Origin of the sequence: Dyella sp. (assembly GCF_035685885.1) — a bacterium.
In the GTDB taxonomy this organism is placed as follows: Bacteria; Pseudomonadota; Gammaproteobacteria; order Xanthomonadales; family Rhodanobacteraceae; genus Dyella.
Genome location: NZ_DASRZX010000089.1, coordinates 1 through 23,371, shown reverse-complemented (window position 1 = coordinate 23,371; position 23,371 = coordinate 1). Strand labels below are relative to the sequence as shown.

At 64.0% G+C, this 23,371-nt stretch carries 17 protein-coding genes and 2 pseudogenes; 9 read left to right on the top strand and 10 right to left on the bottom strand.

Annotated elements, in window-relative coordinates; all coding sequences use genetic code 11:
• Positions 1–135 precede the first annotated feature (135 nt).
• Positions 136–807, top strand: a complete 672-nt coding sequence (locus VFG49_RS11050) for a response regulator transcription factor (protein ID WP_324860403.1) — start codon at positions 136–138, stop codon at positions 805–807.
• Positions 808–865: 58 nt separating this feature from the next.
• On the opposite strand, the gene VFG49_RS11045 is transcribed toward VFG49_RS11050, so the two are convergent.
• A complete protein-coding gene (locus tag VFG49_RS11045; protein ID WP_324860401.1) occupies positions 866–4,333 on the bottom strand; it encodes a PAS domain-containing hybrid sensor histidine kinase/response regulator in 3,468 nt (1,155 codons plus the stop codon).
• Positions 4,334–4,441: 108 nt separating this feature from the next.
• On the opposite strand from VFG49_RS11045, the gene VFG49_RS11040 reads away from it, so the two are divergent.
• Both VFG49_RS11040 and VFG49_RS11035 read left to right on the top strand, forming a co-directional pair.
• Positions 4,442–5,086 carry a 4'-phosphopantetheinyl transferase family protein gene (locus VFG49_RS11040; protein WP_324860399.1) on the top strand — a complete coding sequence of 215 codons (645 nt, stop codon included), beginning with the start codon at positions 4,442–4,444 and terminating at the stop codon, positions 5,084–5,086.
• A 67-nt stretch (positions 5,087–5,153) separates the two neighbouring features.
• Positions 5,154–5,897, top strand: coding sequence for a pyridoxine 5'-phosphate synthase (locus VFG49_RS11035; protein ID WP_324860397.1), 744 nt, complete (start codon positions 5,154–5,156; stop codon positions 5,895–5,897).
• A 254-nt stretch (positions 5,898–6,151) separates the two neighbouring features.
• Here VFG49_RS11035 and VFG49_RS11030 read toward each other — a convergent pair whose 3' ends face one another.
• The 9 genes from VFG49_RS11030 to dnaA form a co-directional block, all read right to left on the bottom strand.
• Positions 6,152–6,568, bottom strand: coding sequence for a biopolymer transporter ExbD (locus tag VFG49_RS11030; RefSeq protein WP_324860395.1), 417 nt, complete (start codon positions 6,566–6,568; stop codon positions 6,152–6,154).
• A 6-nt stretch (positions 6,569–6,574) separates the two neighbouring features.
• Positions 6,575–6,988, bottom strand: a complete 414-nt coding sequence (locus VFG49_RS11025; RefSeq protein ID WP_324860393.1) for a biopolymer transporter ExbD — start codon at positions 6,986–6,988, stop codon at positions 6,575–6,577.
• Positions 6,989–6,999: 11 nt separating this feature from the next.
• The gene (locus VFG49_RS11020; protein ID WP_324860391.1) at positions 7,000–7,746 is read right to left on the bottom strand and encodes a MotA/TolQ/ExbB proton channel family protein; all 747 of its coding nucleotides are present in this window, start codon (positions 7,744–7,746) and stop codon (positions 7,000–7,002) included.
• Between the two features lie 49 nt (positions 7,747–7,795).
• Positions 7,796–8,455: an energy transducer TonB gene (locus VFG49_RS11015; protein ID WP_324860389.1), complete on the bottom strand. Its 660-nt coding sequence runs from the start codon at positions 8,453–8,455 to the stop codon at positions 7,796–7,798.
• A 202-nt stretch (positions 8,456–8,657) separates the two neighbouring features.
• A complete protein-coding gene (locus VFG49_RS11010) occupies positions 8,658–9,950 on the bottom strand; it encodes a tetratricopeptide repeat protein (protein ID WP_324860387.1) in 1,293 nt (430 codons plus the stop codon).
• A gap of 315 nt (positions 9,951–10,265) precedes the next feature.
• Positions 10,266–12,680, bottom strand: a complete 2,415-nt coding sequence (gene gyrB, locus VFG49_RS11005; protein WP_324860385.1) for a DNA topoisomerase (ATP-hydrolyzing) subunit B — start codon at positions 12,678–12,680, stop codon at positions 10,266–10,268.
• A gap of 80 nt (positions 12,681–12,760) precedes the next feature.
• Positions 12,761–13,840, bottom strand: coding sequence for a DNA replication/repair protein RecF (gene recF, locus VFG49_RS11000; protein ID WP_324860383.1), 1,080 nt, complete (start codon positions 13,838–13,840; stop codon positions 12,761–12,763).
• A 95-nt stretch (positions 13,841–13,935) separates the two neighbouring features.
• Positions 13,936–15,036 carry a DNA polymerase III subunit beta gene (gene dnaN, locus VFG49_RS10995; RefSeq protein ID WP_324860381.1) on the bottom strand — a complete coding sequence of 367 codons (1,101 nt, stop codon included), beginning with the start codon at positions 15,034–15,036 and terminating at the stop codon, positions 13,936–13,938.
• A 250-nt stretch (positions 15,037–15,286) separates the two neighbouring features.
• The gene (gene dnaA / locus VFG49_RS10990; RefSeq protein WP_324860379.1) at positions 15,287–16,648 is read right to left on the bottom strand and encodes a chromosomal replication initiator protein DnaA; all 1,362 of its coding nucleotides are present in this window, start codon (positions 16,646–16,648) and stop codon (positions 15,287–15,289) included.
• Positions 16,649–16,862: 214 nt separating this feature from the next.
• On the opposite strand from dnaA, the gene rpmH reads away from it, so the two are divergent.
• From rpmH to VFG49_RS19250, 6 genes and pseudogenes are all read left to right on the top strand, one after another.
• Entirely contained in the window at positions 16,863–17,000 is a 138-nt protein-coding gene (gene rpmH, locus VFG49_RS10985; RefSeq protein ID WP_019464789.1) for a 50S ribosomal protein L34, read from the top strand.
• A 13-nt stretch (positions 17,001–17,013) separates the two neighbouring features.
• Entirely contained in the window at positions 17,014–17,412 is a 399-nt protein-coding gene (rnpA, locus tag VFG49_RS10980) for a ribonuclease P protein component (protein ID WP_324860375.1), read from the top strand.
• A gap of 58 nt (positions 17,413–17,470) precedes the next feature.
• Positions 17,471–19,189, top strand: a complete 1,719-nt coding sequence (gene yidC / locus VFG49_RS10975) for a membrane protein insertase YidC (protein WP_324860373.1) — start codon at positions 17,471–17,473, stop codon at positions 19,187–19,189.
• A gap of 189 nt (positions 19,190–19,378) precedes the next feature.
• The gene (gene mnmE / locus VFG49_RS10970; protein ID WP_324860370.1) at positions 19,379–20,719 is read left to right on the top strand and encodes a tRNA uridine-5-carboxymethylaminomethyl(34) synthesis GTPase MnmE; all 1,341 of its coding nucleotides are present in this window, start codon (positions 19,379–19,381) and stop codon (positions 20,717–20,719) included.
• A gap of 103 nt (positions 20,720–20,822) precedes the next feature.
• Positions 20,823–21,164 (top strand): annotated as a pseudogene (locus VFG49_RS19255) (DNA translocase FtsK 4TM domain-containing protein); the annotation flags it as partial.
• 570 nt (positions 21,165–21,734) lie between these two features.
• A pseudogene (locus tag VFG49_RS19250) lies at positions 21,735–23,351 on the top strand (DNA translocase FtsK); the annotation flags it as partial.
• Positions 23,352–23,371 lie beyond the last annotated feature (20 nt).

Here is a 23,371-nt window from a genome sequence, read left to right as displayed (position 1 = left end):
GAGAATGCTGCCGTCCTCTCGTTCGCGCTTCTCTTCGCAGGCTTCCTTTGGCCGTGAACAGCAACGCCTGAATCGGAACGGGAAGCGAGTGTGCTCTCTCTCGTTTCTCACTCCTCTGCACTACTTTTCTCGCTTATGCCCGATGTCCTGATCGCCGACGACCACCCGCTGTTCCGCGACGCGCTGCAACGCGCCGTGGTGGCCGCCGTGCCTCATGCCAGCGTGCATTGCGCCGACAGCGTGTACACGCTGCTCAGCCTCATCGAGCAATATCCCGATGCCGAGCTGCTGCTGCTGGATCTGCACATGCCGGGCGCGCGTGGGTATTCGGCGTTGGCGCATATTCGTGGCCAGTTCCCGGGCCTGCCCACCATCGTGGTATCCGGCCACGAGAACGTGCAGGTGGCGCGTCGTGCGCTGGCCCATGGTGCCTCCGCGTATATCCCGAAATCGACGCCGGGCGAAGACATCATCACGGCGATCCGCAAGGTGCTCGATGGCGACGTGTGGCTGCCGCATCAGTTCGTGGGCGGCGGCGCGGAGCTCAAGCCGGACGAAGCCGCCGTGGCCGATCGCATCGCCACGCTCACGCCGCAACAGTTCCGCGTGCTCACGATGATTGCCGAGGGCCTGCTCAACAAGCAGATTGCCTACGACCTTGGCGTGTCCGAAGCGACAGTTAAAGCGCACATGACGGCGATCATGCGCAAGCTGGGCGTGAACAACCGCACGCAGGTCGCGCTGGCCGCCAGTCATCTGGCGATCGACAAGGAAGCTCTACCGCCTCTGCCGGACGACGACGAATAACCAGCGGCGTTCATGCGTAGGAGCGCACTCAGTGCGCGATCAGACGCCTCACACTCGCCTAAGCCGGCGTCTGCCTCCTCACCAACGCCGTCAACAACGCCCGCAATGCCGCCGGCCGCACCGGCTTGTGCAGAATCGGATATCCCAGCGCCCGTGCGCGCTGCTTGAGTTCGCTGCTGCCGTCGGCGGTGATCATCGCCACCGGTGGCATGTCGTCCACTGCACTGCGTAGCTGCTGCAGCGCCTGCAGGCCGTCCATGTCGTCGCTCAGGTGATAGTCGGCAAGGATGAGGTCGATATGCCCGCGACGCAGTTCCTGTTGCGCCTGCGCCACATCGAGCGCCGTCCTGCAATCCACGCCCCAGCGCTGCAGCAACGCGCGCATGCCATCAAGGATGGAGGAGTCGTTGTCCAGGCACAGCACGGTGAGCGGCAGTTGCTCGTTGGGCAGCGGGTGCACCGACGCACGGCGACGCGGCACCGCACTCTCCGCGCGTGGCACGCGCACGGCAAAGCGGCTGCCCTTGCCTTCGCGCGAATCCAGTTCCAGCGTGTGATGGAGAATGCCGGCGATGCGCTCGCAGATCGACAAACCCAGGCCCAGGCCTTTCTCGCCCCATGGCGATGGCCGATCCAGGCGCTGGAACTCGCCGAAGATGCGCGCACGCTGCGCGGCGGCGATGCCCGGCCCGGTGTCCCACACCTCGATGCGCACTTCGCTACCCATGCGCCGTGCACCCAGCAGGACGCTACCGGTGCGCGTGTAGCGCAGCGCATTGGAAATGAAGTTCTGCAGGATGCGCCGCAGCAGTTGCGGGTCGCTGCGCACGGCGAGTTTCGTGGGCACCACGCGCAGACGCAGGCCACGCTGTTCGGAGATCACCGCGAACTGTGCCTTCAGCGAGTCGAAAAGGTCGGACAAGGCGATGTTGCTGATGTCGGCGCGATAGCTTCCCGCGTCCAGTCGGGACGTGTCGAGCAACGCATCGAGCAGGTCTTCTGCGGCGCGGAACGAGGCATCGATGCGTTCCGCGAGTTGCCCCGCTTCCGCATCCAGCCCGGGATGCTGGCGCAGCGCGGCGGTGAAGAGTCGAGCCGCATTCAGCGGTTGCAGCAAGTCATGGCTTGCCGCCGCCAGGAAGCGTGTCTTGGATGCATTGGCCGTCTCGGCATCGCGGCGCGCGTTGGCCGTGGCGGTGAGTGCTTCGCTCAATTCCGCGGTGCGCTGGTCCACGCGCTGCTCGAGGTTTTCATTCGCCTCGATCAACGCCTGCTCCGCATGTTTGTATGCGGTGACATCGGTATAGGTGGTGACGTAGCCGCCGCCCGGCAGCGCGCGTCCGCGCATTTCGATCACCGTGCCATCGGGGCGGATGCGCTGGAACAGATGCGGTGATCCCGCGCGCATATGGCCGATGCGCTTGGCCACGTGCGCTTCGACTTCACCGGGCCCGCATTCGCCGTGATCGGCGTTCCAGCGGATCAGGTCCGCCACCGGTACGCCGACGTAGACCATGCCGTCTGGGTAGTCGAACAGTTCGAGGTAACGACGATTCCATGCGACCAGGCGCATGTTCGCATCCACCACGCTGATGCCCTGCGAGACATTCTCAAGCGTGGTGGAAAGCAGTTCGCGATTGAAGCGCAGCTCCTGCGAAGCTTCGTCCATCAGCGCCATGGCTTCGGCAATGTCCAGACCCGATCCCGACAACGCGCCCATCAGGATGCGACGCGCGCTCGCCGCGCCCACGGCAGAAGCCACCAGGCGCTCGGTGTACTGGATCAGGGCGCGGTCGGCGGCTTCACCCGTTTGCAGCGGCTTGCCGCGACGCTCGGCGTACTCGTCGAAAGCGCGTTGGCTGGTGCGTTCGCCCACAATGCGCTCGGCGATCGTGCGCAAATCCGCCACGGCCACACGGCCACGCCAGTCTCCCGCACCGCGGTTATCGATCGCATACGGGTCGATGAACATTGCGGCATGCAGGCGTTCCTCAAGGTTGGGCCGGAACCGCAAGGACACGAAGAGCAGGCACGCCACGTTCATCAGCAGCGACCAGAACGTGCCATGCATGACCGGATCCCAACCGCTCAGGTGGAACAGTGCTTGCGGCTGCAGCCAGCTCAATGCCATCGGACCGGTGTCGAGCCAGTCGGCCGAGCGATCCATCGCGGGTAGCAGCAGTGTGTACGCCCACACCAGGAAACCCGCGGCAAGACCGACCGTCACGCCGCGCCTGCTCGCGCCACGCCAGTAGAGTGCGGCGACGATGCCGGGCGCAAATTGCGCGACGGCGGCGAAGGCGAGCAGGCCCGTGTCGGCGAGATTGGTGGCGTCGGCCACCACGCGGTAGTACAGGTACGCCATGGCCGCGAGCGCAATGATCGCGATGCGGCGGACCAGCAGCACGAGTTGCGAAAGATCCGCACGCTCGTCCAGCCTGAAGCGTCGCACGCGCAACAGCATCGGCATGACGAGGTCGTTGCTTATCATGGTCGACAGCGCCACCGACGCCACGATCACCATGCCCGTCGCCGCCGAGAAGCCGCCGATGAAGGCCAGCAACGCCATGCCTCGATCGCCATAGCTCATGGGCAGGGTAAGCACCCATGCATCCTTGTTGCCACCCAGTACCTGCGGGATGTGCAGACCGGCCGCCACGATGGGCAACACCGCCAGGCTCACCAGCGCCATGTAGATGGGAAACAACCAGCGAGCTCGCGAAAGATCGGTGGGGTCTTCGCATTCCACCACGCCGATCTGGAACTGCCGCGGCAGGCAGAACATCGCGCAGAACGCGAGCAGCGTCTGCGCCAGGAAGCCCGGGGAAACGCCTTCGGAAAACTGTTGCAGTGGCAGATGCGCTGTAGCCTGCAAGCCAGGTCCGCGCCACAGCGCGTAACCTGCCAATGCGAGGAAGGTCATCAGCTTGATCAGCGATTCCACCGCGATGGCCAGCATCAGTCCGTGGTGATGCTCGGTTGCATCGATGGTACGCGTGCCGAACAGGATGGCGAATGTGGCGAGCAGGATGGCGCACCACAGCGCACTGTCGCCGAACTGGTTGGCACCGGGCGCACCCATGCCGCCCAGCACCGAATACGACATCGCCACTGCCTTGAACTGCAGCGCGAGGTAAGGCACCACGGCAATCACCGCGATGATGGCCACCAGCGCCGCCAGTCCATGTGACTTGCCGAAACGGGCACCGATGAAATCGGCGATGGAGGTGATGTTGCGTTGGCGCGCGAGCAGCACGAGTCGACGCAACAACCCGAAGCCAAAAACGAACAGCAGGATCGGACCGAGATAGATCGGCAGATAGCCGAGTCCTTCGCGTGCCGCCGTGCCTACCGCGCCGTAGAACGTCCAGGACGAGCAGTACACGGCCAGCGCAAGGCTGTACACCAGCGGCCGCAATCTCGGCTGCCGTGGATACAGCGGCCGCCGGTCTCCCGCGTAGGCCACGACGAACAGCAGGCCCACGTAGAGCAGTGACACCAGCAGCAGCAGCCATCCGGCGATCAAGCGTGATTCTCCGTACTGAGGCTTCCCTGCAGGCAAAAGGCCGTGCGGCGCGGGCATCGACGTTCGCGATGCTTGTCAGTGCCGCCATCCACCCGGCAACATGCGCGGATGATGACGACGGACGGCCAGACGCCAGGGAAAGTAGCAGAGCGGCTGGGCGATGACGAGATACACGTGTGGCGCCTGGCGTATGACCACCATCGCGGGCGCGCCCCGCTGATCTGGATGCTGGCCGCCTATCTCGGCGTGCCGGCGGAAGCCGTGCAGCTTGAGGAGTCCGATCACGGACGCCCCATGCTCGCCGACCCGCACCGCGATGCGTTCGCCTTCAACTGGTCGCACAGCCACGACCAGGCGCTGATCGCCATCGCCCGCGGCGTCGCGCCGGGCGTCGATCTGGAGCGGCTGCGCCCGCATCCCAAGGCGGTGCCCATCGCCCGGCGCTATTTCAGTCCGGACGAGGCAGCGTGGCTGGAAGGCGTGCCGGCAACACAACGCGACCGGGCCTTCCTCGACCTCTGGACCGCCAAGGAAGCCGTGCTGAAGGCGCTGGGCCGCGGGCTGGCCTTCGGGCTTCATCGACTGAGCATCGCGGGCTCCTCGGAGCTGCCCATTCTTGGGCGTCTGGAGGGTCACGAGGCCGGCCAGTGGCAGCTGCACCGACTGGCGCTGGACGAAGAGCATGTCGGTACGCTCGCATGGCACGGCGAGCCTCGCCACGTGCGGCTGTGGACACTTGCCGACCCTGCCTGATCGGCGCACTGTTTGCGACCCGCCGCGCCTATCCCGCGGTCCTCGACTCCCGAGACGTGCACTCTCCATGACCCTGCTCAGCGTCAACGTCAACAAGATCGCCGTGCTGCGCAACTCGCGCGGCGGCACCGAGCCAGACATCATTCGCGCAGCGCAGACCTGCATCGATGCGGGCTGCGGCGGCATCACCGTGCATCCTCGTCCCGACCAGCGCCATGTGCGCCCCGAGGACGTGCGCTCACTCGCCGCCATGTTGCGGGGCCGCGTCGAATACAACATCGAAGGCAACCCGTTCGCGCCCGCACGCGGCAGCTATCCCGGCCTCATCGCACTCGCGCGCGAAGTGCGGCCCACGCAGGTGACATTGGTTCCCGACGACGATGGCCAGATCACCTCCGATCACGGCTTCGACCTCGATCGCGACATCGAGGTGTTGCGCCCGCTCGTCGCCGAGCTGCGTGACATCGGTTCCCGCGTGAGCCTGTTCGTCGATGCCGGTGCGAATGGCTTCGAGGCCGCAGCTTCCATCGGCGTGCAGCGCATCGAGATCTATACCGGTCCCTATGCCCACGCGTTCGCTGCGGGGGACGTGCAAGCCGAGCTGGAGCGTTGCGCCGACACGGCAAGGCGCGCGCAACACGCGGGTCTTGCGGTGAATGCCGGGCACGACCTGAGCCAGGCCAATCTCGGCACGTTCAAGGCGGCCATTCCTGGCCTGGCCGAAGTATCGATCGGCCATGCGCTGATCGGCGAAGCCTTGTACGAAGGACTCGCGGCCACGGTGCGCAACTACCTGCAGATTCTGCGCTGAGCCTTTCCTCGATAACGCAGCGCCCTGCAGATACTTCGCGCAGCCTTTTCTCGTCGATGTGATGTTGATCGCGCACCGGGTGCGCTCCTACAAGAACAGCGCCACCTTGTAGGAGCGCACGCAGTGCGCGATGGACCTCGCAATGTATTCGGACGTCTAAACGTCCATGCCAAACTTTTCGAATAGCCCAAAAAAGAAACCCCCGCACGGGGCGGGGGTTTCTAAGGGTAGTGTTACTGCGGTTTACTGCGAAATCACTGACCTTCGGTGAAGCCGATCTTGGTCAGGCCGTAGCTCTTCGCATCGGCCAGGACGCGGGCGACGTGCTCATAGGCAACGCCATCGTCCGCAGCGATCTGCACTTCCGGCTGCTTGGCCGGATCGCCCAGACCACCAATCACCGCCAGCTGTGCCTTGAGGCCCAGCTCGTCCACCGGCGTATCGTTCCAGTACAGCGCGCCGGACTGGTCGATCTTCAGGCGAACGGGTTCCGGCGGATTTTCCGGCTGGACCACGTTCGGATTCGGCTGCGGAAGGTCGATCTTCACTTTGTGGGTAAGCATCGGCGCCGTGATCATGAAGATGATCAGCAGCACCAGCATCACGTCGACCAGCGGCGTGACATTGATGTCAGCCATTGGCCCCTTACCACTTCCAGAACTGAATGCCATTGACTGTTACTCCTTGCCGGTCGTGATGAAACCGACATGGACCATGCCTTGTTCCTTGGCGCTGGCCAGGATCTTCTTCACGACCTTGTATTCCGTGGTCTTGTCCGCGCGGATCTGCAGTTCCGGTTGCGGGCTCTTGGCTGCCGCAACCGCAAACTGCGCCTTCAGCTCGCCCTCGGTGACTTCGACGTCACTGAGGTACAACGTGCCATCCGGCTTCACGGCCAAATCCATCGGTTCCACCGGCTCGTTATCCGAAACCTTCGGATTGGCGGTCGGCAGATCCACCGTGATTCGGTGAGACATCAGCGGTGCCGTGATCATGAAGATGATCAGGAGAACCAGCATCACGTCGACGAGCGGCGTGACGTTGATTTCCGACATCGGGCCGCCGGAATTATCTCCAGTGCTCATCGCCATGGGTCAGATCCTCACTTGCCTTCGACGCGAGCGCCGGTGGCGAAGAAGTCGTGCAGGTCGTGCGCGAACTCGTCGAACTGAGCGTAGGTCAGGCGGTTCGAACGGTTGAAGAAGTTGTAGGCGAGCACGGCCGGGATAGCGGTGAACAGACCGAAAGCGGTCATGATCAGAGCTTCACCCACCGGACCTGCCACAGCTTCCATCGAAGCGTTGCCGGAAGCCGAGATCGAGATCAGGGCGTGGTAGATACCCCACACCGTACCCAGCAGACCGATGAACGGTGCCGACGAACCGACCGTGGCGAGCAGGGTCAGGCCGCCTTCCAGACGGAGGCTCTCGCGAGCAACAGCCTGGCGCAGGGCGCGATCAATGAACTCGGAGCGGCTGAGCGACTCGGCGAGGCGACCACCGCCGGCCGAAGCCTGCTGATGGTGAGCGACGGCCGAAGCGGCGTCCAGGGCGATCTTGGAGAACGGTTCGCCCTTGGGCTGGGCTTCCAGCTCGCGGATCGCGTCCTGGGTCGAACCATTGGCCCAGAAACCGTTGATCACCTTGTCGGCGCGGCCACGAACCATGGCGTTGCGGATGGCATTGGCGATGATGAAGTACCAGGAGGAGAAGGACATCACCACCAGCACCACGAACACGATCCAGCCAAGGAAATCGAAGTGGTGAATGAGGTGGTCGAAGCCCATCGACTTCATGGCTTCGGCGTTGGTGGTACCGCCCGCGGGGGCCGGAGAAGTTTGCAGGAACATAACGCTACCCTTGGAAAGTCAAGCGTGAACTGATTGACCGTAACCGAAGTTACAGCTGATTGAGATTGAAATTGACCGGGACGCGGACATAGCCTTCCGTCTTTTGTCCGTTCCTGATGTTCGGATTGAAGCGCCACTTGCGCGCCGTTTCAATCGCTGCCTGATCCAGCTCGCGGTAACCGCTGGACGATTCCACCTTGATGTCCTTGGGCGAACCATCCACACCCACAAGGATCATCAGCGTGACCGTGCCCTCGTGACGCTGGCGGATAGCCTGCGGCGGATACTTGGGCTGGATACGGCTGTTATAGCTGATGTCCTGGCTGGCGGTGATATCCGCAGGCGGAGCCGGAGGAGCAGGCGGTGCCGGCGGCGGTGCCGAGACGGCGTTCGCCGAGCGCTCTTCCACAGCCGGCGGCGGTGCCGGCGGCGGCGGTGTCGGCGGCGGCTTCACCTGCTGAATGATCTTCGGCGGCGGCTGCTTCGGCGGCTCCGGCGGCGGCGGCGGCGGCGGCGGCGGCGGCGGCGGCGGCTCGATGAAGTTCACCTGGACAGTGCGTTCTTTTTCTTTCTGTACCTGCTTCGGCGGTGCCATAGGCGCCACCAGCAACAGAAACGCGAACGCATGCAGCGCGATGGCTACGGCCAGCGCCCAGGTACGCCTCCAATTGAACGGCCCTTGGCCGGTTGCTTCGTTACTTGAGGCCATCTGTCACTATCTGGAGCTAGTTAATCGGTGAGTCGTGGTCACGGCATCCGGTGGCAATATCGATCCAAACAAGGGATGACATTTGCCACTGGACGAGAGCACGGAAAGGTTTCAACGGTACAACAGCACATGGCATTTGTATAGCACCCGTGAGGCATCCATATGGACGTCTATCCGCCTCACGGTAGATACACTTTTTGCCTTACTTGCTAGTTCCCTGCGCCTTCAGCCAGGCCTTGGCCTTGGCGGAGGTTTCAGGATCCTGTGCGGCCTTCTCCATGGCTGCGATCGTACCGGGCTTGTCCTTGAGGCCACGGCACGCTTCGGCCAGCAACATATAAGCAGTGCCCTTGTGCTGCACGCCCTTGTCGATGCCCTGTTGGATGAGGCCCTTGGCCTCGGTGTACTTGTTGTCCGCGATCAGCAGCTGGCCGGCGCGGATGTTCGCCTCGCCGTCCTTGGCCATCGGGATGGCCTTCTGGTACGCGGCGAGCGACTTGGACGTGTTGTCGGACATGTAGGAGGCGGCGCCGAGCAGCATGTAGTTGTCATACGACGACTGCACGATGCCCTTGCTCATGCCCTCCTCCAGCGTGGCCACGGCCTTGGAAGCCGGACCCTTCTGGTCGCTGCTGTCCTGGCCGGTGACCAAGTAGAGCTTGGCGAGGTTGACGTAGTCCTTCTCGGTCTTCAGCTGGCCATTGGCCTTGGCCTTCTCCATCAGCGAGATCGCTTCCGGATACTTCTGGGACTGCATCAGCACGGCCACGGCGTTGTTCAGCGCGTTGGCGTCATTCGGATTGGAAGCCAGTTGCTGCTGCGCCAGCTGCGCGGCCTGGTCGCCCTGGCCCGACTCCGAGTAGCTGGCCATCAGGATCTGGTTCCAGCTGTCGTTCGGTTTGTCGGTCATCGACTGCGCCTTCTTGATGGCGGCAATCGCTTGCGGGTACTTCTCGAGACGGTAGTAGGCATTGCCTTCCAGCGCGTACGAGTCGGCGGTTTCCTTCTTGCCGTCGGCGCGCCACTTGGCAATCGTGTCCAGCGCCGGCTGGTACTGCTCGTCGGCCAGGTAGAACTGGGCGAGCTCGTACTGCAGCTGGAAGTACGTGTCGTTCGGCATGACGCCGTTGTCGAGCGCGCGCTTGAGCAGGTCGATGGCGCCCTTCACGTCGCCATCGTTGTAATGCATGTTGGCCAGGCCCTGGAGGGCGAGTGCCTGTGCGTACTTGCTCTTGCTGCCGCCATCGGCGATCGGCTGGAGGATCTGGTTCGCCTTGTCCTTGTCCTGGTTGGCGACCGCGTCGAGGCCTTCGTTGACGGCCTTCTGATCCTTCTCGCTGGTCAGGTCCAGCTTCGGTTCGGCGCGGGTGGTGTTCGGGTAGAGCACTTCCTTCTTTTCTTTGGAAGAGCTCGCGCCTGCGATGACCGGGGTGCTCACGACGGCCAGGGCCAGCGCCGTGCCTGCAAGCATCTTGATCAAGGGAACACGCTTCATGGCAGTCCTCAGGTGTAAGGTTTTCACGCCCATTAGGCGCGGGGGATCGCTGAGCGTAACCTGACTAGGCTGCAGATAACAAGTCGCAATGCCACAACAAAGATTGTTAAAAATCAATAAGTTGAACCATACGGCCGCGAACTGACATCATTTGCAAGCCCGCGAGCAACGTCATGCGTGACTTTTTGCCCTTGGAAATCGCGGTTTTGCGCTTTCCAAGGCGCGCGCTAACGTATTAATGCGCTAACACGTCGCCCGAAATGAATGCCGGTGTGACCGCCGCCGCAAGGCGACTGCCAACACCGGCACGGTGAATCAGATGTCCAGATTGGCGACCTTCAGGGCGTTCGCCTCGATGAAGTCGCGACGCGGTTCCACCGCTTCGCCCATCAGCATCGAGAACATCTGGTCGGCGGCAAAGGCATCCTCGACGCCTACCTGCAGCATGCGGCGGGTTTCCGGGTTCACGGTGGTCTCCCACAGCTGCTCCGGATTCATTTCGCCCAGGCCCTTGAAGCGCTGGATGGTACGGCCCTTCTTGCCCTCCTCCAGCAGCCAGTGGCGTGCTTCGGCAAAGCTCAGGACGCCACGCGAGCCGTTGCCACGGCGGACCACCGCGCCCGACTGGACGAGGCCGGCGAGCTGCTGGCTCATCTGCAGGATCGGGCGGAACTCGTTGCCGCCGAAGAACGGCTGCGGGAGCAACCAGGTGTGGCTGAGGCCGTGCTGCTCTCGCACCACCTCGATGGCGGCCGGGTGCTCGTCCACCGCCGGGCGCAAGGCAAGGCGATAACGCGGCTTGCCCAGACCACTGGCGGCCAGGCGCAATTCCACACCGGCCAGCCAAGCCTGCATCGCGGTCGGGTCGGTCCACAGCGCCGGCTCGACCGGTGCGTACTCCAGCAGCGCGGTGAGCACGGTGGCGTCGAAACGATGGCCCAGTCGCTCGATCTGGTCGAGTGCGGTCTGGTAGTCGCGCAGCAGCTTTTCCAGTGCCTCACCGGAGATGCCTGGCGCATCCGCCGAATACTGCAGTTCCGCTCCATCGACCGCGCTCGAGACGAGGTAGCCGTTGAGGGCCGCGTCGTCCTTCAGGTACATCTCGTTCTTGCCCTGCTTGATCTTGTACAGCGGCGGCAGGCCGATATAAACGTGGCCGCGCTCGATCAATTCGGGCATCTGGCGGTAGAAGAAAGTCAGCAGCAAGGTGCGGATGTGCGAGCCGTCCACGTCCGCGTCGGTCATGATGACGATGCGGTGGTAGCGGAGCTTGTCCGGGTTGTACTCCTCCTTGCCGATACCCGTGCCGAGCGCGGTGATCAGCGTGCCGACTTCGGCGGAGGACAGCATCTTGTCGAAGCGGGCCTTCTCCACGTTGAGGATCTTGCCCTTCAGCGGGAGCACGGCCTGGGTCTTGCGGTTGCGGCCCTGCTTGGCCGAGCCGCCGGCGGAGTCACCCTCGACCAGGAACAGTTCGCACAGGGCGGGGTCCTTCTCCTGGCAGTCGGCCAACTTGCCCGGCAGGCCGGCGATATCCAGCGCGCCCTTGCGGCGGGTCATCTCGCGGGCCTTGCGGGCGGCTTCGCGGGCACGCGCGGCGTCGACCACCTTGGAGGCGATGGCCTTGGCTTCGTTCGGGTGTTCCAGCAGGAATTCGCCCAGCTTCTCGTTGACGGCCTGCTCCACCGCGGTCTTCACCTCGGAGGACACCAGTTTGTCCTTGGTCTGCGAGGAGAACTTCGGATCAGGCACCTTCACCGACAGCACGGCGATCAGGCCTTCGCGCATGTCGTCGCCAGACAGCGCGACCTTGGCGTTCTTGGCCAAGCCTTCCTTCTCGATGTAACCCTGCAGCGAGCGCGTCAGCGCCGCACGGAAGCCGGTGAGATGGGTGCCGCCGTCGCGCTGCGGAATGTTGTTGGTGAAGCAGAACATCGTCTCCTGGTAGGAGTCGGTCCACTGCATCGCGAGTTCGACGGAGATGCCGTCCTGCTGGGCGCTCAGGCTGATCACGTTCGGGTGCAGCGCGGTCTTGAGCTGGGCCAGATGCTGCACGAACGAACGGATGCCGCCTTCGTAGGCGAAGCGGTCATGGCGACCCTCGCCGCGCTCATCCTTCAGGTCGATGGTGACGCCTGAATTGAGGAACGCGAGTTCACGCAGGCGCTTGGCCAGGATGTCGTAGTGGAACTCGACATTGGTGAACGTGCCGGTGCTCGGCAGGAAGCGCACGGTGGTACCGCGCTTGGTGGAATCAGCGACGGGCTTGATCGGGTACAGCGGCTCGCCATGGGCGTATTCCTGCTGGTACTCCTTGCCTTCGCGGAAGATGGTCAGCCACAGATGCGAGCTGAGCGCGTTCACCACCGACACGCCCACGCCATGCAGGCCGCCGGAAACCTTGTAGGAATTGGCGTCGAACTTGCCGCCGGCATGCAGCACCGTCATCACCACCTCGGCGGTGGAACGGCCCTCTTCCGGGTGCGTATCGACGGGGATGCCACGGCCGTTGTCGCTGACGCTGACCGAGCCATCCTCAAGGATGGTGACGGTGACGTGGTCACAATAGCCGGCCAAGGCCTCGTCGATGGAGTTGTCGACGACTTCGAACACCATATGGTGAAGGCCGGTACCGTCATCGGTGTCGCCGATGTACATGCCCGGGCGCTTGCGCACCGCTTCCAGGCCTTTCAGAACCTTGATGTTGCTCGAATCGTAGGATGCGTTCATTCGTCGACCGTTTCCTGGGGCGCCAATCCCCGCCCGGTTCGGCGCCGTGTTAAGGCCGGGCGGAATACACAATTCGTCGATTATAGCAGGGGCCTGAGCTGGCCTTGTTCCACGTGGAACACATGAGCGGTGGCCTCCTGCAGCGCGTCAGGAACCTCCGTTCCTGTCACCAACACCTGCGCCCCGGCATCCTTGAGGCGGGCGACCAGGGCCGCCTGGTGCGCCTTGTCCAACTCCGAAGCCAGATCGTCCAGGCAAACGATGGGCCACTCCTTCCGCTGCTCTGCATAGAGCGCCGCCTGCGACAGGACACAGCCCAGGGCTGTCAGCTTCTCCTGACCGCGAGAAAGGTGCTCACGCAGGGGGGCGTGTTCGAACGCCAGCGACCAATCGGCGCGGTGAGAACCCACCGTGGTGTGCCCGCGCGAAAGATCACGCCCTCGCTGCGAGGCTAGTACATCCGCCAGACCGGCCTCCTCCGCCCAACCGCGCTTGTAGCGCAGCTCCACTGCGCCGAGCTCTGGCAAGAGTGCCGCCATGGCCTGTTCTAAATGGGGGCGGAGTGCACCGAGGTAAACCTGCCGTTGCCGATCGATGACCTCCGCCGCGGAAGCCAACTCAGCCTCCCAAGGCAGGAACTGGGCGTCGGGGACGGGGTTGCCGGCTCGCAACAAGCTGTTGCGTTGCTTTAGTGCCCGCTGATAACGCCGCCAGGCCAGAAAGAACTCGTGTTCCACGTGGAACACGCCCCAATCCAGGTAACGCCGTCGTTCTTCCGCCCCGCCTGCGATAAGGGCGTGGGATCCCGGTTCGAAACAGACCACGGCGCACTCGCCCACCAATTCGCTGAGTGTCGCCAGCTGCCCGTCCACCCTGGCCTCCCAGCGCACGCCCTGCCGGCCCAGACCCAACCGACGGGATTGCCCATCGTCGTGACGCAGTTGCGCGAACACCGACAACCGCTCGGCACCACGTTGGAGCAAGGCGTCCTTGGCACCCGCCCGGAAGGATCGTCCATGCGAAAGCAGGAAAGCCGCTTCCAGCAGGCTGGTCTTGCCTGCCCCGTTGGCGCCGGCAAACACCGTCACGCCAGGCAATAAGGGTATGGTGACATCCGCCAGGCAACGCAGGCCCTGGATGCGCAGACTCTCAAGGCGCATTTACCCTGCCCCCGAAGCAAGAACGCCGGAGCGTCTTGCGACGGCCCCGGCGTTCCCTTGTGGCTTGCCCGTTTCCGGCAAACGCCTGCCCCACATCACAGGCGCAGCGGCATGATCACGTGGCGAGCCTGGTCGCTATCGTCTTCCTGCACCAGACAGCTGGACTGTGCGTCACGGAGGTTCAGGCGAGCGCGCTCACCGCGCAGTGCACCCAGTGCATCCAGCAGGTAGCCAACGTTGAAGCCGACGGCAAGATCGGACACCACCGTCTCGGCCTCGACTTCTTCTACGGCCTCTTCCTGCTCCGGGTTGTGGGCGACGATGCGCAGCTTGCCCGGGGAGAGTTCCAGCTTCACGCCACGGTACTTTTCGTTGGAAAGAATGGCAGCACGCTGCAGTGCGCCGCGCAGCACTTCACGATCGAGTGAGGCGTGCTTATCGGCACCGAGCGGGATCACTGCTTCGTAATCCGGAAAACGGCCATCGATCAGCTTCGAGGTGAACACCACGTCACCACGACGCACGCGCAGGTGGTTGCGGCCGAATTCCAGTTCGACCTGGCCATCGCCCGTCTCGAACAGACCGATCAGCTCGTTCACGCCCTTGCGCGGAATGATGATCTGGCGACGCGCGGCCACCTTGCTGTCCAGCTTGGTTTCCTTCAGCGCCAGACGATGACCGTCGGTGGCGACGCAGCGCAGCGTGTGCTCCTGCAGGTCCAGCAGCATGCCGTTCAAGTAGTAGCGCACGTCCTGGTTCGCCATGGCGAAGGCCGTGCGTTCCATCAGGTCGCGCAGCACTTCTTCCGGTAGCGTGACCCGCTCGACCAACTCGATTTCATCGATGGTCGGGAACTCCGTGGCAGGCAGCGTGGCCAGCGTGAAGCGGCTACGTCCCGCGTTCAGTGCCACCCGGTCGCCATTGAGCTTCAAGTCGATCTGCGCACCGTCGGGCAGCGCACGCACGATGTCGAACAGCTTGCGCGCCGGGATGGTGATCTCCCCGTCGGCCAGCTTGTCGGCAGCCGTGGTCGCGACCATTTCGACTTCGAGGTCGGTACCCGTCATCGACAGTTTGCCGTCGGCGACCTTCACCAGCAGGTTGGCAAGCACAGGCAGTGTCTGCCGGCGTTCGACCACGCCGACGACTTGCTGAAGCGGCTTGAGCAGAGCTTCTCGTTGGATGCTGAATTGCATGTTTTCGCTTCCCCTAAACCTGCTTTTCTGTTTTTAAAAGAAGTTCTGTAGTGGTGGTAGGCGGAGTGGATAACTCAAAAATCAAAAAAAAACTAAGAGAATCAAAACTTTATATGATTCTCTCATTGTGTTCCAAAGGGCCGGAAGATTGTGGGCCGAATGTGGATAACTTTGCCGGCCGAATCGTCCACCTATTATCCACAGCTTGCCACCACACTTTTCAAGCATTTCATGCACAACCCCCGGTAATTCAGCCGGTGAGGATGCGGATCAGCTGTTCCCAGTCCTGGCGCATCCGGGTATCGGTCTCGCAATGCTTCTTGATCGTGCGGCAGGCGTGCAGCACCGTGGTGTGGTCGCGGCCGCCGAACGCCTCTCCGATTTCCGGCAGGCTGTGTTCGGTCAATTCCTTGGACAGCGCCATGGCGATCTGTCGCGGACGCGCCAGCGAGCGCACGCGGCGCTTGGACAGCAGGTCCTGCAGGCGCACCTGGTAGTAGTCGGCCACGATCTTCTGGATGTTGGGCACCGTGACCGCCTGCGCATGCGTGGCCAGCAGGTCGCGCAGGGTTTCCTCGGCGAAATCGATGGTGATCGGCTTGCCGTAGAAGTTGGCACGCGCCGCCAGCGTATTGAGCGCGCCTTCGAGGTCGCGCACGTTGGAGCGGATGCGCTTGGCCAGCAGCATCGCCACGTTTTCCCCCACCGCCACGCCCTTGTCGTGCGCCTTGGACAGCAGGATCGCCGCGCGCGTCTCGAAATCCGGCGGCTCGATCGCCACCGAGAGGCCCCAGCCCAGGCGCGACTTCAGCCGCGGCTCCAGCTTGTCCACTTCCTTCGGGTAGCGGTCGCAGGTGAGGATGATCTGCTGCTTGGATTCGAACAGCGCGTTGAAGGTGTGGAAAAACTCTTCCTGGGTGGTGTCCTTGCCCGCGAAGAACTGGATGTCGTCGATCAGCAGCGCGTCCACCGAACGGAAGCGGCGCTTGAACTCGTCCATGCTCTTGGTGCGCAGCGCCTCGATCATCGAGCCGACGAACTGTTCGGAGCGCAGGTACAGCACCTTGAAGTCCGGATTGCGCTCGCGCATCAGGTTGCCAGTGGCGTGCATCAGATGCGTTTTGCCCAGGCCCGTGCCGCCGTACAGCAGCAGCGGGTTGTAGGCGCGGCCCGGATTCATCGCCACCTGCATGGCGGCGGCCTTGCCCAGCTGGTTGGATTTGCCTTCGACGAAGGTTTCGAACGTGTAGTGCGGGTCCAGGTTGTGGTTGAAGCTGGGCGCCGGGGGTTCGGCCATCATCGTTGCGGTAGATGCCGCCGCAGGCCTGGCAGCCGCGGGAGGGGCAATCTTGCCGCTGGGATTGGCGCGGGGCGAACTGGAGCCGACCTCCAGCTTGACCGTCAGCTCATGCCCGGTCAGCTGGCTGATCACCGTCTCGATGCGCGCCAGGTAGCGCTCGCGAACCGTGTCCAGGGTGTACGGATTGGGGGCGAACAGCTGCAGGCCATGGGTGTCGTCGCGCGCCTGCAGCGGCATCAGCCAGGTGTGCAGGTCTTCGGCGTTAAGTTCGCCCTCGAGACGCTCGAGACAGCGCCGCCACAGGTCACTCATGGATACTTTTCAACCACAGGAAGGGGCGCTTTCGCGCGGGGTGGACCGGCAAGTCTAGCAGCACGAACCCTCCTTCATGGGATGGATATCCACATGGATATCCACAGGAAGCCAACAGGCTGATGTCAACCCCTTTGACAGGTGGATTTGACAGCGCCCGCCATAACCCTGCATAATTTCCAACCTTTTTATCACTTTAACTTCGGACGAAGCCATGTCGAAGCGAACCTTCCAGCCCAGCAAGCTCAAGCGCGCCCGTACCCACGGCTTCCGCGCCCGCATGGCGACGGCCGACGGCCGCAAGATCCTGAACGCGCGTCGCGCCAAGGGTCGTAAGCGCCTGATCCCGTAAGCGGCGCGCCCTGATGCGTGCCGCCGGCCTGCCGCGCGAGGCGCGGCTTCGCCGCGCCGGTGATTTTGCCGCCTTGCGTCATGTCAGCGGCCGCTTCGGCGGCCGCTGTTTTTCTGTGCGCTATCGCCCCAACGGGCTTGATCACCCTCGCCTGGGCCTGGCCATTTCCAAGCGCGTGTCCAAGCGCGCGGTGGATCGCAACCGCCTCAAGCGCCTCGTGCGCGAATCGTTCCGGCGCCATCGCCTTGAGCTTCCGGCCATCGACCTCATGGTGATGGCACGCGAGCAGGCGGCGCACCTGCCCGGCCCTGAGCTGCTCGATGAACTGCAGTTGCTCTGGAAGAAACTGCGTTCCGTGAGGCTCGAGGCCACATTGAAGCCGGGCGATGCGGCCGGCACAATCGTGCGTTGACCTTTATTCACCCTGTTCCGCGGCCCGATGTCGCGGCATGCACCGGATCTGCTCCGCGATGAATCAAACGCGTACGTTCCTCATCTTTGCCCTGTTGGCCGTGGCCTACCTGCTTTTCATGGCCTGGGACAAGGATTACAGCCCGAAACCACAGGTCGCCGCTGCATCGTCCTCCAGCGCCGCAGTGCCTGCCGCCGACGCCAGCGTGCCGGGCGCTTCCGCTCCCGCCGCCACCGCTCCCGCCGCCACCGCTCCCGCCGCGGTGCCGGGTACGACGACGGAAGCTTCCGCGCAACTGATCACGCTGACCACCGACGTGCTTCGCCTCACCGTGGATACCCGCGGCGGCACCGTGGTGCGTTCGGAGCTGCTCAACTACCCGTCCATTCCGCGCACCAGGAAGGATCCGGACCCGGCGCCGGTCCGTCTTCTTGATGACGAGCGTTCCCAGTATTTCGTGGCGCAGAGCGGCCTGGTGAGCAACCAGGGTGCTGCACCCGATCATCGCGCCGTGTTCCAGGCCGCGCAGACCAGCTATGCGCTGGTGCAAGGCCAGGACGAACTGAAGGCCGACCTCACCTGGACGGACGCCTCGGGCCTGACGGTTACCAAGACCTATACGCTCAAGCGCGGCAGCTACGTCATTTCCGTGGGCGAGAAGATCGACAACGCCGGCAGCAACGCGTGGCAGGGCAATGCCTATACGCAGCTGCAGCGCGTGGCGCCGGTGCAGCAGAAGAGCTGGTGGCAGAACTTCAGCGACCCGTCCTCGCACAGCTTCTACGGCGCCGCCTGGTACAGCCCGGAAGACAAGATGTCCACGCTGCCCTTCGCCGATTTCGCGAAGAAGCCGCTCAACCACGTCATCACCGGCGGCTGGGCATCGATGCTGCAGCACTACTTCTTCGTGGCATGGATTCCGCAGGGACAGGAAGCCAACACGTACAGCACCAGCGTGATCAATCCCGACACCGCGCAGCCCATGTACCTGATCCGCGCGATCGGTCCGTCGCTGAGCGTGGCTCCGGGTCAGAGCACGACCATCGCTTCACGCCTGTATATGGGTCCCAAGTTGCAGGGTACGCTCGACACCGTGGCGCCGGGCCTGGATCTCACCACCAACTACGGTTGGCTGACCGTCGTGGCGCAGCCGCTGCACTGGCTGTTGTCGCAGCTGCACGCGATCAGCGGCAACTGGGGCGTGGCCATCATCCTGCTGGTGCTGCTGCTGAAGGGCGCGCTGTGGAAACTCACTGCCGCGCAGTTCCGCTCCGGCGCCAAGATGCGCAAGCTGCAGCCGCGCGTGACTGCTCTGAAGGAGCGTTACGGCGACGACAAGATGAAGATGCAGCAGGCGATGATGGAGCTGTACAAGAAGGAGAAGGTCAACCCGATGTCGGGCTGCCTCCCCATCCTCATCACCATGCCGGTGTTCTTCGGTCTGTATCGCGTGCTGATGGAAAGCGTCGAACTGCGTCACGCGCCGTTCTTCGGCTGGGTGCACGACCTTTCCGCGCCTGATCCGCTGTTCGTGCTGCCGATCCTTTACATCCTGGTGATGCTGGCGACGCAGTGGCTGACGCCGGCCGCTGCGGGCATGGACCCGGCGCAGCAGAAGATGATGAAGGTGATGCCGGTGGTATTCGGCTTCATGTTCCTCTTCTTCCCGGCGGGCCTGGTGCTGTACTGGGTGGTCAACGGCCTGACCAGCCTGACGCAGCAGTGGCTGATCACGCGCAGTGTGGATCGCGCGGAAGAGAAGGCGAAGGCGGGCTGACCGCTGTCGCCGTTTTGAGGAAAAAGGCCGCTGATGCGGCCTTTTTTTCGTCTGCGGATTCCGTCCTTTTGATCGCTTTGTCGCTCGACTGTAGGAGCGCACCCAGTGCGCAATGGTCCTGCCAGTCCTTCCATCCAACAGCAGACGCCAATTTCCTCAGAACCTTTACCAGCCTGCATAATTCCACCCATGACCTCCGCTGATACCATCGCCGCCATCGCCAGTGCTTCCGGCGCCGCCGGTGTCGGGGTGTTGCGCGTGTCCGGTCCCGCTGTACCTGGCATAGCGCACGAACTGCTGGGACGCGACCCCGATCCCCGCCACGCCCACTTCGCCGCCTTCCGCGAAAGCGACGGTGAGTTGATCGATCGTGGCCTGCTGCTCTATTTCCCGGCGCCGGCTTCCTACACGGGTGAGCATGTGCTGGAGTTGCAAGGTCACGGCAGCCCGGTGCTGCTCGATGCGCTGTTGCGACGCATCTGCAACATGGGCGCGCGGCTGGCGCGTCCCGGTGAATTCACCGAGCGCGCGTTCTTGAACGGCAAGCTGGATCTCGCGCAGGCCGAGGCGGTGGCTGACCTGATCGCTGCGCGTTCGCAGGCTGGCGCGCGCGCCGCATTGCGCTCGATGGAAGGCGTGTTCTCGTACAAGGTGTATGAGCTGCTGCAATCGCTGGTGGCCTTGCGCGTACACATCGAGGCGGCAATCGATTTTCCCGAGGAGGAAATCGACTTCCTGGCGGATCCGCTGATCACACAGCAACTCGATGCCTTGCGCGTGCAGCTGGCCGCTTTGTTGTGCGAGGCGCAGCGCGGCGTGCGCCTCAACGACGGTTTGCGCGTGGCGATCATTGGACGTCCAAACGCGGGAAAGTCCAGCCTGTTGAACGCGCTCGCCGGCAGCGACCGCGCCATCGTCACCGACATCGCCGGCACCACGCGCGACGTGCTGCGCGAGCAGCTCCATCTCGATGGCGTCGCGCTGGAATTGGCCGATACAGCGGGATTGCGCGAGACCGACGATCCGGTGGAACAGGAAGGCGTGCGTCGCGCGCGTGGCGAACTGGCGCGCGCCGATATGGCGTTGCTGGTGACCGACGCCGATCACGTCGAATTCGACCTCGTGCTGCTCGCCGATCTTCCGGCCAGCGTCGAGCGCCTGGTGCTGATCAACAAGATCGACCTGGAACATGTCGGCGCGCGATACGAGACGCGGCCCGACGGCGTCTGGGTATGGGCCTCGGCCAAGACGGGCGAGGGCCTGAATGCGCTGCGCGAGCACCTCAGGCAGGTCGCCGGTGCGGGCAGCGGCGAAGGCGCCTTCAGCGCGCGTCGCCGGCACGTGCTTGCGCTGGAACAGGTGACTGTCCATCTGGAACAGGCCGACCAAGTGCTGCGTGCCACTCGCGCCGGCGAACTCGCGGCCGAGGAACTGCGCCAGGCCCAGCACGCGCTGGGCGAAATCACCGGCACCTACACCAGCGACGACCTGCTGGGTGCGATCTTCAGTTCGTTCTGCATCGGCAAGTAGTGCCGCCAATCATGTCAGCCGGTTGCAGCACGATCTGCTGACGCTCGTTAGGCATTGGCGCTAACATGCTGAGTTTGCACGTGGCAGCATCGAACACTCCGGCATGCTCACTTTCTTTTTTGGCGCCTTCGGGCTGTCCACCCTCTGCTTGATTCCTCTCCTGTGGCGCCTCGGCAGGCGGCTGATGGCGCGTGGCCCGCGCCCGCCGGGTGGCGAAGGCACCATTCGTTTCTGGCTTGGCGCGCTGCTGGTGTTGCTGGCCTGCGCGACGCTGGAAGGCCTGGTGATTGACCACTACACCGACGATGCCAACGTGGGCGGCGCGGTGTGCCGCGCATTGGCCCATGCGTGGACCCGTCTGCTTGGCGCGGGCCTGAGCAGCGTATTGATGCTTGGCATGCTGGCGGCTGCCCTCCCCTGGTATCTCGGCGTGCCGTGGCGGGCCATGTTAGGCCGCGTGTCGGTCGTCATCGATGGGCTGGCCACGGTGTTGCAGCACGCCGTGGATCGGGTGGCATCGCGCCGCGGCCAGCCGCGCTCACCTTCGCGCTCCCGCGGCGCGGTGCGACGGGTGGAACGCAAGGCCATGAAATCACACAAGCGCCAGGGCGATGCGGTACGGCGAACACAAGCCCCCGCGCCCCCCACGGCAGCGCCTGTGCGTGCGGAACAACCGTTGCCGCCCATGCCCTCGTTCAGCCCTCGCACGCGCCAACCTTTGCGCACCGAGAAAGTGATCCGCGAACCGTGGCTGACACCCAAGCACGGACGCGCGCCGCCCACTGCTTCGATGCCGTTGGCCAGGGCCGCACCGCTCGTCAAGTCAGCGGAGTTGCGTGGCCATGCCGTGGTCGTACCGGGTGCGGCAGCGGCACACGCATCGTCACCGCGCACCGTATCGCTTTCCGCGCAAGCCGAAGCGCCGTCGCTGGCGAGCGTCGATGCGCAACGTGTGCTGGCATCCCATGGGGTTGCCATCGAGGCGCCGGCGGAGATCACGCCCGCCGATGAAATCGAAAGCACGCGGCTGCCCATGCCGCCGTCGGGCGTCATCGCGCCGGCGCGCCATGTCGCGGCAAACGACGACATGCAAAGCGCCACCCGTGCCGACGTGGTGCATCCCGTCATGTCCACGCCGACCCGGCCGCGCAACGACCCGGTGCTGCCGCCGCTTGCCTTGCTCGCGCCGCCGCGTCCGTCATTCGATGCGATCGACGATGCGCAGCTGGCGGAAACCGGCGAGCTCATCGAGCAACGCCTGCGCGAGTTCAAGGTCCCGGTTTCCGTCGTGGGTGCATCGGCCGGCCCGGTGATCACGCGCTTTGAAGTGGAACCCGCCGTGGGCGTGCGCGGCAACCAGATCGTGGCGCTGATGAAGGATCTCGCGCGTGGACTGGGCCGCTCCTCCGTGCGCGTGGTCGAAACGATCCCCGGCAAGACCTGCATGGGGCTGGAGCTGCCGAACGAGCACCGGCAGATGATCGCGCTTTCGGAAATCCTCGACTCGGCCGAATACCGCGGTTCCGATTCGTTGCTCACCCTGGCCATGGGCAAGGGCATCACCGGCGAGCCGGTGGTGGCGGACTTGGCCAAGGCACCGCACATGCTGGTGGCGGGCACCACAGGCTCGGGCAAGTCGGTCGCGGTGAACGCGATGATCCTGTCGATGCTCTACAAGGCCACGCCCGACGACGTGCGCATGATCATGATCGACCCGAAGATGCTGGAGCTTTCCGTCTACGAAGGCATCCCGCATTTGCTCGCGCCGGTGGTGACCGACATGAAGCTCGCCGCCAACGCGCTGGCCTGGTGCGTGGGCGAGATGGAGAACCGCTATCGCCTGATGTCGGACCTTCGCGTGCGCAACCTCGCCGGCTTCAACCAGAAGGTGCGCGAGGCGCGGACGTCTGGACGTCCGTTGCTCAATCCGTTCCCCGCGCATCCTGAAGTGCCCGAGACGCTCGATACGATGCCGATGATCGTGGTGGTGATCGACGAGCTGGCCGACCTGATGATGGTGGCTGGCAAGAAGATCGAGGAACTCATCGCGCGCCTCGCGCAGAAGGCGCGCGCCGCAGGCATCCATCTGATTCTTGCCACGCAGCGGCCATCGGTAGACGTGATCACCGGCCTGATCAAGGCGAACATTCCCACGCGTGTGGCGTTCCAGGTGTCGAGCAAGATCGACTCGCGCACCATCCTCGACCAGATGGGTGCCGAGAGCCTGCTCGGCCAGGGCGACATGCTTTTCCTGCCGCCGGGCACGGGGTATCCGCAACGCATCCACGGCGCATTTGTCGCCGACGAAGAAGTGCATCGCGTGGTGGCGCACCTGAAGTTGTACGGCGAGCCGGATTACAAGGACGAGATTCTTGCGGGCCCGACTAGCGAGGGTTCGGGCGAGCTGTTCGGCGAAGAAGGCGCCGATGCCGAACTCGATCCGCTGTACGACGAAGCCGCGGCCTTCGTGCTGCGTTCGCGGCGCGCATCGATCTCGTTCGTGCAGCGCCAGTTCCGCATCGGCTACAACCGTGCGGCACGACTGGTCGAGGCGATGGAGGCTGCCGGGCTGGTGTCGTCGATGGGCATCAACGGGCAGCGCGACGTGTTGGCGCCTGGGCCGTCGGACTGAGCGAACAGCGGTGCCCCTTC

Bases quoted from the DNA above. Each gene is read 5' to 3' on its own strand.
- rnpA (WP_324860375.1), top strand. From the start codon at position 17,014: ATGCGTGCCGCCGGCCTGCCGCGCGAGGCGCGGCTTCGCCGCGCCGGT.
- VFG49_RS11040 (WP_324860399.1), top strand. From the start codon at position 4,442: ATGATGACGACGGACGGCCAGACGCCAGGGAAAGTAGCAGAGCGGCTG.
- gyrB (WP_324860385.1), bottom strand. From the start codon at position 12,680: ATGAACGCATCCTACGATTCGAGCAACATCAAGGTTCTGAAAGGCCTG.
- rpmH (WP_019464789.1), top strand. From the start codon at position 16,863: ATGTCGAAGCGAACCTTCCAGCCCAGCAAGCTCAAGCGCGCCCGTACC.
- VFG49_RS11010 (WP_324860387.1), bottom strand. From the start codon at position 9,950: ATGAAGCGTGTTCCCTTGATCAAGATGCTTGCAGGCACGGCGCTGGCC.
- VFG49_RS11035 (WP_324860397.1), top strand. From the start codon at position 5,154: ATGACCCTGCTCAGCGTCAACGTCAACAAGATCGCCGTGCTGCGCAAC.
- dnaA (WP_324860379.1), bottom strand. From the start codon at position 16,648: ATGAGTGACCTGTGGCGGCGCTGTCTCGAGCGTCTCGAGGGCGAACTT.
- yidC (WP_324860373.1), top strand. From the start codon at position 17,471: ATGAATCAAACGCGTACGTTCCTCATCTTTGCCCTGTTGGCCGTGGCC.
- recF (WP_324860383.1), bottom strand. From the start codon at position 13,840: ATGCGCCTTGAGAGTCTGCGCATCCAGGGCCTGCGTTGCCTGGCGGAT.
- VFG49_RS11050 (WP_324860403.1), top strand. From the start codon at position 136: ATGCCCGATGTCCTGATCGCCGACGACCACCCGCTGTTCCGCGACGCG.
- VFG49_RS11030 (WP_324860395.1), bottom strand. From the start codon at position 6,568: ATGGCATTCAGTTCTGGAAGTGGTAAGGGGCCAATGGCTGACATCAAT.
- VFG49_RS11025 (WP_324860393.1), bottom strand. From the start codon at position 6,988: ATGGCGATGAGCACTGGAGATAATTCCGGCGGCCCGATGTCGGAAATC.
- VFG49_RS11020 (WP_324860391.1), bottom strand. From the start codon at position 7,746: ATGTTCCTGCAAACTTCTCCGGCCCCCGCGGGCGGTACCACCAACGCC.
- VFG49_RS11015 (WP_324860389.1), bottom strand. From the start codon at position 8,455: ATGGCCTCAAGTAACGAAGCAACCGGCCAAGGGCCGTTCAATTGGAGG.
- mnmE (WP_324860370.1), top strand. From the start codon at position 19,379: ATGACCTCCGCTGATACCATCGCCGCCATCGCCAGTGCTTCCGGCGCC.
- dnaN (WP_324860381.1), bottom strand. From the start codon at position 15,036: ATGCAATTCAGCATCCAACGAGAAGCTCTGCTCAAGCCGCTTCAGCAA.